The sequence below is a fragment of the Dysgonomonas sp. ZJ709 genome, assembly GCF_011039195.1.
Lineage (GTDB): Bacteria > Bacteroidota > Bacteroidia > Bacteroidales > Dysgonomonadaceae > Dysgonomonas.
On sequence record NZ_JAAKEM010000002.1, the window covers coordinates 1 to 18,631 of the forward strand.

Sequence of the window (18,631 nt, forward strand, 5' to 3'; positions counted from 1 at the left end):
ATACCTTATCAACATGAATGGACAGTCGTACAGAGTTAAAGAAACTAAAAAAATGTTACAACCTGATGAAGAATAAATATCTTTAGCCAATCTCATCCGAGACACTTAGTGGTATACTTTTCAATTACTAAGTGGACTACTTTTCAATTATATTATACATCCCGGTAATCTGAAATTGTCAGTTAACTATTTTTTCTCTGACAATAATGAATTGAGTATCGAATATAAAGCCTTGTCGGATAAAGCAACACCTGTGAATTTCACCAATCACAGCTACTTCAACCTTAACATTCAAAATAATGATAGTCTGAATCATGAACTTCAAGTGAATGCAACGCAATATCTTGAGATGAATGATGAGTTTCTACCCATCGGCAAGATTTGTTCGGTAACGAATTCAGCTTTTGACTTCAGAGAATATAAGCCCATCGGTAAAATGGCTCAACTTAAAAAAGACAATCTAAAAGGGTATAACGCATATTTCATAAAAGACCCCGACACAGCTACTCCAATAGCATCGCTCAGGGAAAAAGTATCTGGGCGGATTGTTGATGTATATACATCCATGCCCGGTATTCAAATTTATACAGGCGATTTTTTAGAGGGGAATTTTGTGCCTTTTGGTGGAATATGCCTCGAGGCTCAATATCATCCTGATGGTGTAAATCATCCTTGTTTTGAAACAAATATTCTTACTGCAAATGAGGAAAAATCAGATTTTATAAGATTCAAATTTAGTTGTAAGCCCTCAAAATAAGATTATTCTTTATTCTGTTTCTCGAATTCTTTTGGAGTCATTCCGTACTGGCTTTGGAATAATTTAATAAAATAAGAGGATGAATTAATTCCTACTAAATAACAAATCTCATTTATCCTGTATTTTCCTTCCTGTATCAATTGTGCTGCTTTTTGTAGACGCACTAATCTTATGAAATCAGTTGGTGTAGAGTCGATCATTACTTTCAATTTGCGATGAAGGCTGGAGCGACTCATATAAACTAAATCGGCTAGGCTCTCCACATTGAAATTAGAATCGGTAATGTTTTCGTTTATAATTGATATGATTTTTGTCAGAAATTCTTCATCGGCTTTGTTGATTCCCGATTGCTGCATAGGTAGAAAAGGCTTTTTCAGGAACAACTCTATTTCGCGCTTTCTATTATTCATGAGAGATACGAGCAATGTTTGCAAATACTGGAACGAGAAAGGTTTTTCTACATAAGCATCAGCACCGATTTCCAATCCTTTAATTTTACTGTTCAAGTCATTTTTTGCAGTTAATAGTATTACAATAATATGGCTGTACTCCATATTTGATTTGATAAAATTGCATAACTCGAAGCCATTCATTTCGGGCATCATAACATCACTTATAACAATGTCGATACTTTTCTGTTTCAGTATTTCCTGAGCTTGAAGTCCATTAGACGCACATTCTACAACGTAATTTTCTTTCAACTTGTCTGCAATAAATTGTAACATATCCGTATTGTCTTCAACTACCAATATTGATTCTAAATGTTTCTTCTTTGCAGAGTTAGTTTCATTTTCTACAATATAATCGGATGCCCTGTCTATATTTATAGTATCTGTTCCATTTGTTGCCAATTCCTGCTGAAGAGGGACTTTGAGCATAAAGGTATTTAGCCCTGATTGTGATGTATAGAACAGATACCCATTATGAAGTTCTGTTAAAGAACGAGCCAGAGATAGGCCGATACCTGAACCTGATGTTTCGCGACGATCTGATTTTACCTGAAAGAAAGGTTCAAATATTTTCTCCTTCAGTTCTTCCGGTATTAAAATTCCGTCATTCGAAACTTCTACTGTAAAATAGGTTTCGTCTTCAGATAGGAATATCTCAATGAGATGCTCAGAATATTTTATGGCGTTCGACAGCAAATTGTTTAATACTTTGTCTAAGCAATCCCTGTCAGCGATAGCTGAAATGTGTTCTTCGGGAAACGGATGTACTTTAATTGTCTTCTTAGAAGAAACCGATTGCTGCTGAAACCGTGAAATAACAGTTTTCAATAGTTCGTTTATATCTGTACTTCTCAGGTTCAACGAAAATTTTCGGCTATCTACTTTTCTGAAATCCAGGAGCTGATTGATGAGATGAAGTAAATGGTTCGTATTTTGCTCTATGATTTTTAGGTTGCGCTTAATATTAGGGTCTGTGATATCCATTTCCATGATGGATTCTAACGGACCATTGATGAGCGTCACAGGAGTTCTTATTTCATGAGCTATATCGGTAAAGAAGTCTACTTTTGCCTCATAGAGTTCTCTTTCTTTTTCTATCTCAAATAATTTTTGTTTCTCATTACTTCTCTTTCTGTATTTTTTCAGCGATATCTTTAAGCCAAAATAACAAATGCTGATAAACAAAACAAGATATACAAAATATGCAATATTAGATGCCCACCATGGGGGTAGTATTTCTATCTCGAGCAATGTTTCTCCGCCACTCCATAGTCCGTCGTTATTAGTCCCTTTCACTTTAAATATATATTTCCCGGGAGGTAATTTGGCATAAGAGGCACTATGATTATTATTTGTGTATACCCAGTCAGCATCTATATTTTCCATTTTATACGCATACATATTTGCTTGAGGTGCAGTATAGCTCAACGATACGAAATCGAGGATGATATTGGCTTGATTGAATGGTAGTTCTATTCGGTCTGTATGAATAATACTTTTCTGCAGAGGAGATCCATCGGCATTAGGGACTATTTCTTTGTTGAATATCGATAACTTGGTTATATATACTGGTGGAATGAATTCATTTTGCTTAAATTCTTCCGGTTTGAAAGCGATCAAACCCTCCATGCAGCCAAAATACAATTTGCCGGAGCTGCTTACTAAACTGGATTTATAATTGAATTGATTAGACAATAGACCTTCGTTTTGAGTAAAAACTTTTACTTGCTCGGTCTCAGGATTAAATCGTACTAATCCGAGATTTGTACCAAACCACAAATCGTAATTTTTATCTTCCAGAATTTTGTAGGCTACATCATCAGGCAGCCCGTCTTTTATCGAGTAGCTTTTAAAACTCTTGCTTTTTTTATTATATACACATATTCCACCTCTGTCGGTCGAAAACCATATTTGTCCCAGATGGTCTTCTGTAATGCCGCTTACAGAATTGGAACTCAGATGATTTTCGCCTTTTGCCGTATGATGAATAAGAACTCCTTGTTTCTGATCATATTGAAAAACTCCGCTGCCCATCGTAGCAACCCAGATATAACCTTCGGAATCTTCCATTAAATCATAAGTGTAGCACAACCCAAAAGCATCCAAATGCTTAAATTTCATGTCACTCTTATCGGCGAAAAAAACTCCCCAGGCATTGCCTAACCATATTTTCCCATATCGGTCTTCGCACAATGCATATATACTTTCTTCATTAAGTCCCATATCAGAAAGAGAATAATGCTGCACTTTATCTTGTGGGAGATTAACTATATCTAATCCGTTTTTGAAAAAACCGACCCAAACTTTTGAATCCTGAACTAAAAGAGCTAGTATTCTATTGTAAAATAAATTAGTTATCGGGTTAAATGTTTTTTTCTGTGGATCGAATATAGATACGCCAGCGTCTTCGGTGCCAATCCAGATATTTCCGTCTTTATCCTCTTTCATTTCCCGGATTCGTTTCGAATTAATAGAACCTTTCTCGCTAACGGGAAAATACTTTTCAAACTTATTATTCCTGTTCGGGAGGTAATTAACACCGGCAAAGTTTGTGCCCAGCCATATTCCTCCTTCCCTGTCCTTATATATTTTTTCTACGAAGTTGTCAGACAGAGAATGGCTGTTAAGCGGATCTTCCATTATATGGTCTACTCTCTGCAATTTTTCGTTTACAATATATAAACCGGATTGGGTTCCGACCCATATCTCGTCATCGTTGAAAATTGCGATATGCCTGATTATTTTATTGTTGATTTCAGGTGCATTTACCTCTTGCAGTATATTTCTTCGTTTGTCGAGTTTCAACAATTTCTCTTCGTGTATACCGATTATTATATTATCATTATTATGACAGATAGTATAAATGTTTTTTCCGGCTAAAGTCAATCTGCCATTTTCATTACCTAAATACTGTGTAAATGTATCTTTCAAATTATCGTACAAGAATACGCCTGATCCGTTGGAGCCGATCCACACTCTGCCATTGTTTTCTATTGCAATACATTGGGGATTACTCACACTCGGTTTGAGTTCTTTTACTACAGAGTACAACACGAGCTCTCCGGATAGCATTTCATATTTGAATACACCCTGATTAGGTACAACTATCCATATATTATTATTCTGATCCTGCTTAATGTCTGCGACCCATTCGTCTATGATTATTTTGTTTGCAGTAGTTATGTCGAACGACTTAAATCGCTCGGTAATCGGATCGAATATAAAGACACCTTTATCTGTTCCTACCCAGAGTTTCTTATCAGAATCTTCACATATTGCACCGATGTTGTTATTTCCCTTTTTGGTTATCTGATCGTAGCAATCGAATACTTTAAAGGACATTCCATCATAGCGATTTAATCGGTTGCGCGTACCAAACCACATGAATCCATAGCTGTCCTGACAGATCGATTTAACGTTGTTCTGAGATAATCCGGCCTTTCCATCGATTATCGAGAAGTAATAATCAGAAGCAAGGGTACAAGTAGAGAATAGAAATAAGAAAATGAATAGAAAAAAAATACGATTCATAGATAAGGCGACTTTATAGGTAGTAGAGTAACAAATATACATAATATATAAATCACACATGTCGTAATAAATAATACAAAGGTCGCATTTTGAAGTTAAAATACAGTGTTGCGACAAATTTGTTATTTTTTGAAAAGATGGTAATTCTTGTTACTGAATCTTAAAATTATATTTGTCGCATAACCTTTTAATGCCATTGAAGTAAAATAGGAAAAATAATAAAATTTTACATGTTTTCAGAAAGTACTTACATTTTTAATGGATATATAAAATCTAAATTTACGCTCTGGTCTCATTTAATAATAAAGATTGGAGTAAAAGAATCTGGTACGAATGGAAAACCCATGAAAAATACGTTTTAAGACCCCTTGAAAATAGCATTAAACCTTGAATTGAATTAACCTGTTGCTGAGTAGCAGGTTAGTATTAACACCCTAAATCTATAAACCTCAAACGACTAATTTATGAAAAAGTGTATGAACATTAATTTCAAACTGAGGGCGGCATTTATATTGATGCTGTTCTGCTTGTCGGGAGCCATTGCTTTTGCCCAGAATGTAACTATTACAGGGCTTATAACCGATGGAGAGACAAAAGAATCGATAATAGGAGCATCTGTTGTGGTAAAAGGTACAACCACAGGTACACTGTCTGATGTCGATGGTAAATATTCTATTTCAGTTGCACAAAATCAAACATTGACAGTTTCATTCCTAGGTTACGAAACCAGAGAAGTAAGAGCAGTGGGGCCTGTACTCAATATTAGTCTTACACCTCAGAATTTTGAGATGGACGATGTGGTTATAGTCGGTGCCGTGATGAAAAAGAGCGATCTGACAGGGGCAGTCAGTAGTGTAAATTCCGCTGTACTGACCGAGAAACCGGTTACTACAATTAATCAGGCACTTCAGGGACGTGTAGCCGGAGTATTGATTTCAAATGGTACTCGTCCGGGAGATGATGCATCTATCAAGATTCGTGGTATAAATACTATAAATACATCAACAGACCCTATTTATGTAGTAGATGGTTTGGTGGTGGATAATTATGCTTCGGGATTTAATGCAGTGAATGTGGATGATGTAGCTTCTGTCGAAATATTGAAAGATGCTTCTGCTACTGCACTGTATGGTTCTCGTGGAGCTAATGGCGTGGTTTTGATTACTACCAAAAGAGGAAGAAATGGTGAGGGTAGAGTAAATTATGACACATGGTTTGGCGTTCAGAATTTTGCCAAAGTTCCCAAGACGATGGATACACGACAATTATTCGAGTTAAGAAAAGATGCTTATGTGAATGGATATTCGGTAACCAATCCTAATGGAAATGTAAATCAATATATCAATGATGTAGTGATGGGTTCTAACAGGGTATTTGCCGATTATGAATTTGAAGCATATAAAAATAATGATAATTATGACTGGCTCGATCAGGTAACCCGTACAGGTACTTACCAGAATCATGCTTTAAGTTTTTCCGGTGGTTCCGACAAAGGAACATATTATTTGAGTTTCGGTTATTCAGATCAGAAAGGTTTGATGAAAAAATCGGGTCAAAGTAAATATACCGGCCGTATTAATGCAGAGCAAAATATTAAGCCTTGGCTGAAGGTGGGTACTAATACTTCATTTTCACGTACAAAAGATCAATTGGTAGATGATGGAGTGATGAATAGGGCACGTAATGCCAATCCGATGTTGGCTATCGACGAAAACATAGAAACATTGAACTATCAAGGTATATTCGATCAGAATAATTTTAATCCTATCCGCTCTTTGACAGTTGATAACGATCGTGTCAGAAATCGTATTCTTACAGCAAATTACGTGAATATAAACCCGATACAGGGATTGAATATCAGAACTTCATTCTCTTTGGATTATTCTGAACATAAAGAATTTAAATATACGCCTAAAAACATATATGAATCTATCCGTTATTCATTGGATGGAGAAGCAAAGCATAAACGTGAATCGCGTACTATGTGGCAATGGGATAATACAGTTTCTTACGATACTTCTATCGGAAAACATAAATTTAACGGTATACTCGGTACAAGTAGTACTCGCACTGACTATGATTATACCGAAGCGAATGGAAAGGGTTTCGGAACAGATTATATAAATTATCACAACTTAGGCAGTTCTTATAAAAAAGCAGAAAGAGAGATTGGTTCTAATTTCACAACTGCTACTTTGATGTCGTACCTTATACGAGCTAACTATAGCTATGATAATAGGTATTATTTGACTGCGACTGCCAGATATGATGGTTCTTCCAAATTTGCTGAAGGACATCAGTGGGGTGTTTTCCCTTCATTCTCGGGAGCATGGAATATTGCTGAAGAATCATTTATGAAAGATCAGACAGCTCTCGATCAATTAAAATTGAGGGTTGGTTATGGAATAGTGGGTAATCAGAATATAGATGATTTTGCATTTCGTAGCCTCTATAGTCCGAATGTGAGTAATAATCAGGTTTCTTTTGTTTCTAACGACCGTAGAGGAACCGAAGATATTACGTGGGAGAAACAAAAACAATTAAATATTGGTATCGATCTGGCATTCTTAAAGAATCGCATCCATTTTACTGCGGACGCATTTTTTATCAAGAATAAAGACTTGTTAATGGAGCGTACCTTGCCTGTTACATCAGGGTTTAAGAAAGCTTTTGTAAATATCGGAGCAATCGAAAACAAGGGTGTTGAATTCACAATAAGTGCAAGTGTTATCGAGACAAAAGATTTTAAATGGAATTTGTCTGCTAACCTATCTGCCGATAAGAATAAGATCACACAATTATATGGTGAGAATAATGTAATTTATAAAGTAGATGGTAATCGTAATATTGAAAAAGAAGGTAACCTATTTTTAGGCGAATCCAGAAATACGATCTATGTCTGGCAGACAGGTGGCATTGCTCAGGCTGTCGACTTAGATGGATTAAGTAAGATAAATTTCAATGGCTACAACGTAGGTGCAGGAGATTTATATCCGTTGGATACGAATGGAGACAATTCGATAGATCAAAATGACCGTGTGGTAATAGGCTCTACCGACCCGAAATTTTATGGCGGTTTTGCTACTGACTTCGAGTGGAAAGGTATTGCTTTGAATGCTGTTTTTAACTATTCTCAGGGTGCTAGAAAACTAAGTCCTTATTACGAATCTTTAATTACCAGTGTTGGCAGCAGTGCAGCTTCTCTTGATTTACTCGACAGATGGAGTACTGAGAATAAAGATGCTAAATTCCCTCGCGTATTGACTGGTTTTGATTATAACCATTATAATGCAAGCCAGATGGATTTTAGTGTTCAGAAGGCATCTTTCTTGAGAATGTCGGCCTTAACTTTAGCATATACTCTGCCTGCTAATATAGTGAGCAAATTGAAATTAAGTAATCTGCGCGTATACACAACAGGTTCGAATCTATTCTGTATAACTAATTATAAAGGTTATGACCCTGAAACAGGCGATTGGTATCCTCCTACAAAAATGTATGTATTTGGTCTCAATGTAAGTTTCTAAGCTATTCAGAATTATTTAATTATTTAATACGATTAACAATGAGAAGTATAAAATTCAAATTTATAATATATGCATTAGTATTTGCTTTTGCAATAAATACGACCTCCTGTTCAGACTTCTTGGATCAAGAGTCCAAAAGCAGTTTGTCGGAAGAAGAAGTTGTTTCAAGTCTCGAAAACATAGAATTACTCATACAGGGCTTATATACCAAATACCGTGGGTGCAAAGAAGGACGTAATGGACTGATGGTCAATTTAGGTTTAGACGAAAGTCAACAAGGTAATTTTCAATTAATATCTTCAGGTTCGCAAGCCGGAATGGATAAATACAATGGATTGTTGGATGCTACATCTACTCAGGTGGCTGCAATTTGGGAAAACCGATGGCCGGCTGCAAGTTCGGCAGCATTGGCTGTTTATGGTCTTGAGCAATTAGGAGATAAGTCGGAAAAAGCGACTCAACTATTAGGTGAAGCGAGTTTTATCCGAGGTATGCTGATGCTGGAATTAAGTATGTATTGGGGTGAAATTCCTATTAAAGATAAAAACCGGGAAAAAGAACTTGGTCTTGCACGCCAGCCATTGAAAGATGTATGGGCATTTATTATCAATGATTTTAAAATAGCATCTACCAACCTTCCCGACAAATGGGATGATCCTAAACGTGCTACATCAGGCGCAGCATTGGCAATGCTTGGTAAGGCATATATGTATGCTCCCGTTGAAACAGGTCTCCGTGATTTCTCTTTAGCAAAAGAGTGCTTTGACAAAATGATAGGTCGTTACGATTTGGTAGCTAATTTTGAAGACCTTTATGCTTATGATAAACCTAATTCTGTAGAATCTATATTCGAATTGCAATTTAACAATATCTGGCCCGATTGTAATTACTGGCAATTCGATTGCGGATCGAGAGCCGTAGATGCTTGGTTTTCACAAAGGTGTCATTTTTCAGGATACGACTTTCTTGTGCCTACTCCATTTGCTTACCGCACTGTAGCGCAAGGTGGTATTTGGGAAGATGGCGATCTTAGAAAAGAAGCCAGTATCCGTTACGATTTTACGTATCATGGAGTAACCCCGGATTTATCGAAAACGGAGTGGACCGGCACTACCGATGAGCTTGAACCTCATATAAAGAAATTTGAAGACCCTCGTACCGATCAGGATAATGGAACAATAGGAAATATGTGGAACTCAGGTAAAAATTTCGCAGTTATTCGCTTAGCAGATATTCTTCTGTTACAAGCCGAATGTTTAAATGAATTGGGGAATACAGCAGATGCCATATCGCTTGTAAATAATAGAATACGTACCCGTGCATGGGGCGGTTCTCTTCCTGCCGACAAGAGATGGGGCAGTATGTCGCAGGCACAATTTCGTGAGAAAATTATGGATGAGCGTTTTCGCGAACTTTGTTTCGAAGGTTGGCGTCGTATGGATTTGATTCGTACCGGAACATTTGTAAATTTGGTGAAAGAACGTAACCGTTGGGCAAAACAAGAAGGGACTATTCAAGAGTACAATATGCGTTACCCTATACCTGATACTGAAATTAAAAATAATGACGATATAGGTCCTGAGCATCAAAATCCCGGATATACTAAATAATCGTCTTCAATAAAACATAAAAGAACCAATGATGAAAAACAGATTTAAACATCTGATCATATTTACTTACATGAGTTGCCTGTGCCTTTCGGCATGGGCTGCTCCTGTAGCTAATGGTAAAGAGATCAGTTACGGTAAATGGAAAATAGTTTACAACGATGCAAGCAAAATGGTAGACTATATCTATAATGGAGAAACCGTATTGGCGGGAGTATATGCAAAAGCTAAAAATCAGGATGATTATATACAAAGCACCGATTATAATAATGTAGCCATCAAGCAAGAATCTGTTTCCGATGTCTTTGGGTCTGGCAAGAAGTACACTATCAGCTATACAGGTCTGGAAGGAAAACCAGATATAGAGCAAGTTTATTATTTTTATTCGGGCAGAGATTATTTTTTGACGGAAGTTTTTTTGAAATCGGCAACAGCTATTTCGAGTAATTATATAGCTCCGATATATACCACAACTAAAAATTCATTTCTTCCGGCGGAAGATAGCAACCGTATGCTACGTGTTCCGTTCGATAACGACAATTTTGTACACTACTTGTCGTCACCTCTGACAGGTGAGGACATATCATTCGAAGTTACAGCCATTTTTAATGGAAAAGAACGCAAAGGTTTGATCGTAGGATCAGTAGAACACGACACATGGAAAACAGGTGTCCGCTATAAAGGCGAAGACAATAAATATATTACTAAACTAGAATGTTTTGGTGGAGTGGTACACGAACTGACAAGAGATATCAGCGAGAAACCCGACAGGCCATCGAAAGAACATGGTAGCATAAAAGGTAAAAGCCTCAAATCGCCTAAGATACTATTCGGAATCTTTAGCGACTGGCGCAAAGGTTTGGAAGAGTTTGGCGATGCGAATGCGCTGATCGCCCCACCTCGCAAGTGGAATAGTGGTACTCCGTTTGGTTGGAACAGCTGGGCTGCATTAGCCGAGAAAGTAAATTATGAAGGAGCGATAGATGTATCCGATTTCATAAAAAAAGAATTACAACCGCATAGTTTCGAAAACGATAATACGACATATATTGGTTTGGATTCATTCTGGGATAATTTCACAGAAGAACAATTAGGCCTTTTTGTAGAACACTGTAAAGCCAACGGGCAAAAGGCAGGGATTTATTGGTGTCCCTTCTCCGACTGGCACGGCAATGCGGAGGCAGAGGTTGAAGGTACTAATGGAGCCTACAAGTATAAAGATATTTACTTATATGCTAACGGAAAACCCCGTAAAGTGGAATCACTGGGGGTAGATCCTACTCATCCCGCTACAAAACAGCGTATGGATTATTACATCAACAAATTTAAAAAGTTAGGATATACCTATGTAAAACTCGATTTTATAAATAACGGAACGCTTGAAGCGGATTCATTCTACAACCCCGATGTTACAACGGGTGTACAGGCCTACAATGAGGGGATGAAATACCTTTCCGATCTGTGTGGTGAGAATATGTTTATGGCATTGTCCATAGCTCCGACATTCCCTTCTCAATATGGCTCGTCAAAAAGGATCAGTTGCGATGCATGGGGTGCTATGACTGAAGGGGAATGGGGCACAACAGGCTATATGCTCAACAGCCTTTCGTTCGGATGGTGGCTCGACCGTGTTTATCCGTTTAACGATTCCGATCACATATTACTATATAAACCGCAGGAAGCCGCAGACTATAAAGAAGGAGCAAACAGGGCACGTATAACATCTGCTGTGATTACAGGTTTATATATGTTAGGCGACAATTTCAGCACAAAAGGAAAAGTGCCGTCAGACGGTGTAGCAAGGGAGAGGGCAAAATCGGTTGCTACTAACGCTGATATAAACGATATAGCACGTATAGGGAAATCATTCTACCCAATAGAAGGCTATATGGCGGCCGGTGCCGGAAAAGCAGAAACATTATATACACTTGATACAAAAGAATATATGTATATAGCTATCTTTAACTTTGACAAGACAGCAGATATGCAAAGAAGCTTAAATCTGGACAGAGTTAATTTGAAGCATAATAATAAGATGCAAGTAAAAGAGCTATGGACTTCATCTCCTGTTTCTATAAATAATAATACCCTTCAATACTCCGTTCCCCCTCAGGATGTTAGAGTATATAGAATCAGTAAATAGGCTACGATATTTTATTTTTATGGAATAGCCGGTTTTACGGTAATTAATTATAAATTGAAAATAAAAAGAGAATCACTCTCTTATTAACTATTATTGAAAATGAAAACTTTAATATTAAGTGTTCTCTTAGTGTTTCTGACGGCGATAAATGTATTTAGTCAGGAAAAGAAAATTATAGAAGTAGGAACAAAAGACTTGTCTATGATTTTCACAGCAACTCCTAACGGGAAAGTTATTTTCCAGTATTGGGGTAACAAACTGAATGGTACATCCTCTTTTCTAGATAAGAAGTCGAAGGGTCAACCTGATACTAACGATGATTTTGCATCACAACTGTATCCGGCATACGGTGGACGCTATTATCTGAATCCGGCATTGAAGTTAACTCACGATGATGGGGTTCTTACCACAGAACTAGTATATGTGACAACCGAAACGAAGGTGTTGGACGATAACCGTACCGAGACAGTGATTAGCCTGAAAGATAAGTTGTACCCTGTTTTTGTAGATGTCCGCTTCGTTGCTTACAAAAAAGAGAATATTATTTGTCAGTCGGTAATAATTCTGAATAAAGAGAATAAAGATATAAAAGTAGAGAATATCGCATCTTCATATATTCCTGTTCATGCCGGATCGTATTATCTCACACATTTTAATGGCACATGGGCTCATGAGATGCAGATGGAAGAGGAAGAATTGACGCATGGAATTAAAGTTATAGAATCTAAAAAAGGTGTTAGGGCAACTCAAGCCGAAAACCCTTCGTTTTTGCTCTCCCTGAATGGTCCTGCCAATGAAGATTCAGGTGAAGTATATGGCGGTTCGTTAGCATGGTCGGGCAACTACAAGCTATCTTTCGAACTCGATGAAACCGGCAAACTTGGTATTGTAGCAGGAATGAATCCATTTGCTTCGACTTTCTGTCTGAACCCGAATCAAAAACTTGAAACACCCGAAATGGTCTTGACGTATAGTGCCAATGGAAAAGAACAGATATCAAGGAATTATCATGATTGGTCACGGAAATATGCACTTAATCAAGGAGACAGGCTTCGTCCTATAATTCTTAATAGTTGGGAAGGTGCTTACTTTTCTTTCGATGAAAAAACACTAACCGATATGATAGATAATGCAGCTAAGTTTGGAGTCGAAATGTTTGTACTTGATGATGGCTGGTTCGGCAATAAATATCCCCGCAATGGTGATAATGCAGGACTTGGCGATTGGCAAACAAATAAGAAAAAATTGCCTAGAGGTATCAGCTATCTTGCTGATTATGCTGTTAGCAAAGGGTTGAAATTCGGTATATGGATCGAACCCGAGATGGTAAATCCCGATAGTGAATTGGCTAAGAAACATCCTGAATGGATAGTTAAGAGCGGGAAGCGGGATATATTGCCTATGCGCAATCAGTGGTTATTAGACTTGAGTAATCCTAAGGTTCAGGATCTCGTATTCAATACATTCGACGAGGTTGTATCTCTGTCACCAAATATCAGTTATATAAAATGGGATGCAAACAGGCACGTCGATAATGTCGGATCAGATTATCTGCCTGCCGATGAACAAACACATTTCTGGTACGAGTATGTAAAAGGATTGTACAGTGTTTATGAACGTATCAGAGCGAAATATCCTGATATTCAGATACAACTTTGTTCATCGGGCGGTGGCCGTGTAGAATTCGGTGCATTGAAATATCACGATGAATTTTGGGCTAGTGACAATACGAATGCTTTGGATCGTATATTTATCCAATACGGAACGAATATATTCTTTCCTGCTATAGCTACAGCATCTCATGTGTCCACGAGTCCCAATCATCAGACCCAAATGATAACTCCGCTTAAATTTAGGTTCGATGTGGCTATGTCGGGGCGTTTAGGAATGGAGCTTCAACCCAAAGATATACCAAGTGATGAGTACGGTTTTGCTATTAATGCCATTAAGAACTATAAAGACATAAGACCCATTGTACAGCTTGGCGATTTATACAGATTGATATCTCCCTATGATAAAAACGGGTGGACATCACATATGTATGTGTCGAAGGATAAGAAACAGTCTGTCTTGTTTGCATACAGCCTTCGATATCATGGGCGTACAACTTATTTTGAAACAAAAATGAAAGGGCTTGATCCGGAGAAGAACTATAAGATAACCGAACTGAATATAAAATCGGGAAATGGTTCGTTCTATGGAAACGGGCAGGTATTTTCGGGTGACTATCTTATGAAAGCCGGTATAACCCTTGATATAGGAAACCCTTTCGATAGTAGTGTTTTACTTCTTACCGAAGAATAAGTAAGAAAAGTTCCTGTTGTCTTCCTTAGAGGGTAACAGGACTTATTATTTTATCCGGATCGTTTGTCTTAAGCTGAAAACGACTGTAGTTAACCTTTAATTTAGATATAATGAAAACAAATATTTACCTCAAAAGAATAGCGGTATTCATTGCTCTTTCGATGCAAATCATTAGTTTCTCTGCTCAGAATACAGATAACCGTTGGGGAGATCAAGGTAATGGAAAATACGTCAATCCCATATTAAATGCCGATTATTCCGATCCTGATGTAATTCGCGTGGGCGATAAGTATTATATGGTTTGCTCCGAATTTCATTTTATAGGGATGCCTGTATTTGAGTCGGACGATATGGTGAACTGGAAAATTATAAGTCAGGTCTATGATCGGTTCGACTTTCCCGAATGGGATAAGAATCAACGTTACGGTGGTGGCTCGTGGGCTCCTGCCCTTCGCTATCATAATGGCGAATACTGGATTTTCTTTTGTTCTCCTCACGAAGGATTGTTTATGTCTAAAGCCACCGATCCGGCAGGACCATGGTCTCCGTTGCTGAACGTGAAACATATTAGTGGTTGGGAAGATCCTTGCCCTTTCTGGGATGAAGACGGGCAAGCCTATGTGGGTAGAAGTCAGCTGGGAGGAGGTCCCATCATACTTCATAAAATGAGTCCGGATGGCACAAGATTACTTGATGATGGAGTGACAATATACGAAGGTCCGGTTGCAGAAGGGACTAAGATTGACAAAAAGGATGGATATTATTATATGAGTATTCCCGAAGGTGGGGTTGCTACCGGTTGGCAAACGGTCTTACGGGCAAAAAACATATATGGTCCATACGAAAAGAGAATTGTATTGGAAGAAGGAAATTCGGAAATCAATGGGCCGCATCAGGGGGCATTGGTCGATACACCCGAAGGGGAATGGTGGTTCTATCATTTTCAATCGAAAGATCCTGTGGGGCGTATCGTACACCTTCAGCCTGTAGTCTGGAAAGATGGCTGGCCAATTATTGGTGTTGATACAAATTGTAATGGAATAGGTGAGCCTGTGAAAGAATGGGAGAAGCCGCATACAGGGAAGTCGGTTTCTATAAGTGCTCCGGCAACTTGTGATGAGTTTTCTTCAACGGAGCGTTCATTACAATGGCAGATAAATCATAATCCTGTAAATACCAACTGGTCGCTTGCCGATAGAAAAGGTTATCTTACCATCAAAGCTCTGAGGGCAGACAATTTGCGTGATTCAAAGAATATGTTCACGCAGAAAATAATGGGATATGAAGGGGAAGCCGCAACCGAGGTTAACTGTGAAAGACTGATCGATGGTCAGCATGCCGGATTGTTTTGTGTCGGAAATCTTTATAATGCTATAGGGGTTGCTCGCGAAAATGGGGGGAACTATGTTTATACCGAAAGTAATGGAAACAGCGAACGGATAATTCCTATATCTGATAATACAGTATATTTTAAAGTATCGCTAGATGCAAATACGAACCGGCATCAGCTTTATTATAGCTTAGATAATATAAAATATATAGCTTGTGGAGAACCGTATCCCCTTTATTCTAGTGATTGGAAAGGTGTGCGGGTCGGTATATTTTCGTACAACACGCTTGGCGATGGTGGTGAAGCCTATTTCAATTGGTTCAGGTATGCATTTGATGGGCCGGGTTTACATGCTGAAAAATAATAATCAAACTAATTAGTTGTTTAAAATAGAATCATATGAAAAGCAAAAAACAAAAGATATTACTCTCCTTCGTTATTTTTTTGTCTTTAGGAAGTCTTCAACCGATATGGTCTCAAACCAAATATTTGAACAAGCTATGGTATCGACAGCCTGCAGATGAGTGGATGAAAGCACTGCCACTAGGTAACGGGCGTATTGGCGTAATGGTGTTCGGCGATGTTGAGAACGAAACTGTAGCTCTGAACGAAATAACTATGTGGTCCGGGCAGAAAGATAGGTTTCAGGAGCGCCCACTAGGGCCGGAATTGCTAAGTGATATTCGTCAACTATTCTTTGCCGGCGAATATGCAGAAGGAAATCGCATTGTTACCGAATTTATGGCAGGAACACCACACTCATTTGGTTCTCATGTACCTGCAGGCGATCTCAAAATGAATTTTAAATATCCTGCCGGTGATGTTTCAGACTATAAAAGAGAATTGGATCTTAATAATGCAATACATACAGTGACTTTCAGGATTGGTAATACACTATATACCAGAGAATATTTCTGTAGTAATCCCGATGATGCTCTGATTATTCGCTTATCGGCAAGTAAACCTAAAATGCTGAACTTAGATTTATCTTTAGATATGTTACGTGAGGCCGTAATTAATGCTGCGAATAATAGCCTTGAATTCACGGGTAAAGTCTCTTTCCCTAAACAGGGTCCCGGTGGTGTCAACTTTATGGGAAAGATCGGCGTAACGACCAAAGATGGTAAAGTGTCTGCTGCAAATCAAAAAATAAATATAGAAAATGCTACATCTGTTGTAATTGCTTTTGATTTAAGAACTGATTATAGTAACGAACAGTACAGGCAGGATTGTGTGTCGACAGTAGGTAAGGCACTATCTCAAAGCTATGATGTGTTGAAAAATAACCACATCAAAGACTATTCTAATCTGTATAGTAGAGTCGATCTGTTTTTAGGTGAAAGCGATGCGGATAAATTGCCTACTGATAAAAGATGGGAGCAGGTAAAGGCAGGAAAAGAGGATGTCGGATTAGATGCTTTATTTTTCCAATATGCCAGATATTTATTGATTGCTGCATCGCGTGAGAACTCGCCATTACCTGCTAATCTTCAAGGTTTGTGGAATGACAATTTAGCTTGTAATATGGGGTGGACTAACGATTATCATCTCGATATTAATACACAGCAGAACTATTGGTTATCCAATATAGGAAATATGCACGAGTGTAATACACCATTATTCAGTTACATCAAAGACCTCTCTGTTTATGGGCAGAAGACTGCAAAGAATATTTACGGAGCAAGAGGTTGGGCAGCCAATACAATTGCCAATGTGTGGGGATATACTCCTTCGGGGCAAGGTGTTAATTGGGGATTATTTCCTCTTGCCGGAACGTGGATAGCCTCTCATTTATGGACACACTATACTTATACTTTAGATCAGAATTTTTTGAGGGATAAAGCATATCCTATTTTGAAAAGCAATGCAGAGTTTTTGCTCGACTATATGGTTCAGGATCCGAATAGTGATTATTTACTTACAGGTCCCAGTACTTCTCCCGAAAATTCATTCAAATATAAAGGCGACGAACTATCCATTTCTATGATGCCGGCATGCGATCGCCAGCTTGTGTATGAAGCATTCACATCCTGTATCGAAGCTTCTGAGATATTAGATACTGATAATGAATTTAGAGATTCCTTAAGTATAGCGTTGAGTAAATTGCCTCCTATTATGATTGGAAAGAATGGTGCTGTACAGGAATGGTTTAAAGATTTTGAAGAGGCTCAACCTCATCATCGTCATACGACACATCTACTCGCATTATATCCTTTTTCTCAGATTTCACCGGTGAAAACACCCGAATTAGCTGCTGCTGCCAGAAAGACATTAGAGTATCGTCTGTCTGCCGAAAACTGGGAAGATGTGGAATGGAGCCGTGCGAATATGATTTGCCTTTACGCTCGCTTATTCGATGCACAGAAGGCATATGAAAGTGTGGTGCAACTACAACGTGAGTTCGCCCGCGAAAATCTGTTGACAATATCGCCTAAAGGGATTGCAGGAGCTCCTTACGATATATTTATTTTTGATGGAAATGAGGCAGGAGGTGCCGGAATTGCAGAAATGTTGGTGCAAAGCCACGAGGGGTATATACAGTTCTTGCCTGCTCTTCCTGTACAATGGGAAACTGGTTATTATAAAGGTCTTTGCGTAGAAGGAGGGGCTGAAACCGATTTAACATGGAAGAATGGTAAAGTAGAAAAGGCTCTGATAAAAGCTTCTGCCGATAATAATTTCACAATAAAACTTTCCGTAGATGGAACAATACCACGTTTTCTGAAAAATGGTAAGGTAATCATGCTAAAACAGAAAGACGATGGCTTTATCCGCTTCGGGTTGAAGAAAGGAGAGACGATGGAGTTGAAGTATATTTGATTTTAAAGAAATTGATATGTAGAAATAAGGGAGTGTGTTACAAGTAAATATACACTGTCTAAGTGTTACTCTCTTTTGTCATTCTGAACGGAGTGAAGAATCATGACTCACCATAAGAGATCCTTTTCTTCGTTCAGGATGACAGAATCATTCGAAAAATTAC

At 38.1% G+C, this 18,631-nt stretch carries 8 protein-coding genes; 7 read left to right on the plus strand and 1 reads right to left on the minus strand.

Annotated features, from left to right (window positions below; all coding sequences use genetic code 11):
* The first annotated feature begins 169 nt into the window (after positions 1 to 169).
* Positions 170 to 757: a hypothetical protein gene (locus G7Y56_RS02305; protein ID WP_255498625.1), complete on the plus strand. Its 588-nt coding sequence runs from the start codon at positions 170 to 172 to the stop codon at positions 755 to 757.
* Between the two features lie 2 nt (positions 758 to 759).
* Here G7Y56_RS02305 and G7Y56_RS02310 read toward each other — a convergent pair whose 3' ends face one another.
* Positions 760 to 4,737 (minus strand): hybrid sensor histidine kinase/response regulator transcription factor, encoded by a 3,978-nt coding sequence (locus G7Y56_RS02310; protein WP_165040751.1) that lies wholly within the window; start codon positions 4,735 to 4,737, stop codon positions 760 to 762.
* Positions 4,738 to 5,201: 464 nt separating this feature from the next.
* On the opposite strand from G7Y56_RS02310, the gene G7Y56_RS02315 reads away from it, so the two are divergent.
* The 6 genes from G7Y56_RS02315 (at position 5,202) to G7Y56_RS02340 (ending at position 18,468) form a co-directional block, all read left to right on the plus strand.
* Positions 5,202 to 8,264 carry a TonB-dependent receptor gene (locus G7Y56_RS02315; protein ID WP_165040753.1) on the plus strand — a complete coding sequence of 1,021 codons (3,063 nt, stop codon included), beginning with the start codon at positions 5,202 to 5,204 and terminating at the stop codon, positions 8,262 to 8,264.
* A 38-nt stretch (positions 8,265 to 8,302) separates the two neighbouring features.
* Complete coding sequence (locus G7Y56_RS02320; protein WP_165040755.1) at positions 8,303 to 9,874, plus strand: RagB/SusD family nutrient uptake outer membrane protein; 1,572 nt, start codon at positions 8,303 to 8,305, stop codon at positions 9,872 to 9,874.
* A 31-nt stretch (positions 9,875 to 9,905) separates the two neighbouring features.
* A complete protein-coding gene (locus G7Y56_RS02325) occupies positions 9,906 to 12,014 on the plus strand; it encodes a hypothetical protein (protein WP_255498617.1) in 2,109 nt (702 codons plus the stop codon).
* Positions 12,015 to 12,113: 99 nt separating this feature from the next.
* Positions 12,114 to 14,318, plus strand: a complete 2,205-nt coding sequence (locus tag G7Y56_RS02330) for an alpha-galactosidase (protein ID WP_165040757.1) — start codon at positions 12,114 to 12,116, stop codon at positions 14,316 to 14,318.
* Positions 14,319 to 14,479: 161 nt separating this feature from the next.
* On the plus strand, positions 14,480 to 16,012 hold the full coding sequence (locus tag G7Y56_RS02335) for a glycoside hydrolase 43 family protein (protein WP_255498626.1): 1,533 nt from the start codon (positions 14,480 to 14,482) through the stop codon (positions 16,010 to 16,012).
* Between the two features lie 35 nt (positions 16,013 to 16,047).
* Positions 16,048 to 18,468 carry a glycoside hydrolase N-terminal domain-containing protein gene (locus G7Y56_RS02340; protein ID WP_165040761.1) on the plus strand — a complete coding sequence of 807 codons (2,421 nt, stop codon included), beginning with the start codon at positions 16,048 to 16,050 and terminating at the stop codon, positions 18,466 to 18,468.
* Positions 18,469 to 18,631 lie beyond the last annotated feature (163 nt).

Bases quoted from the DNA above. Each gene is read 5' to 3' on its own strand.
- G7Y56_RS02310 (WP_165040751.1), bottom strand. From the start codon at position 4,737: ATGAATCGTATTTTTTTTCTATTCATTTTCTTATTTCTATTCTCTACT.
- G7Y56_RS02315 (WP_165040753.1), top strand. From the start codon at position 5,202: ATGAAAAAGTGTATGAACATTAATTTCAAACTGAGGGCGGCATTTATA.
- G7Y56_RS02320 (WP_165040755.1), top strand. From the start codon at position 8,303: ATGAGAAGTATAAAATTCAAATTTATAATATATGCATTAGTATTTGCT.
- G7Y56_RS02325 (WP_255498617.1), top strand. From the start codon at position 9,906: ATGAAAAACAGATTTAAACATCTGATCATATTTACTTACATGAGTTGC.
- G7Y56_RS02330 (WP_165040757.1), top strand. From the start codon at position 12,114: ATGAAAACTTTAATATTAAGTGTTCTCTTAGTGTTTCTGACGGCGATA.
- G7Y56_RS02335 (WP_255498626.1), top strand. From the start codon at position 14,480: ATGCAAATCATTAGTTTCTCTGCTCAGAATACAGATAACCGTTGGGGA.
- G7Y56_RS02340 (WP_165040761.1), top strand. From the start codon at position 16,048: ATGAAAAGCAAAAAACAAAAGATATTACTCTCCTTCGTTATTTTTTTG.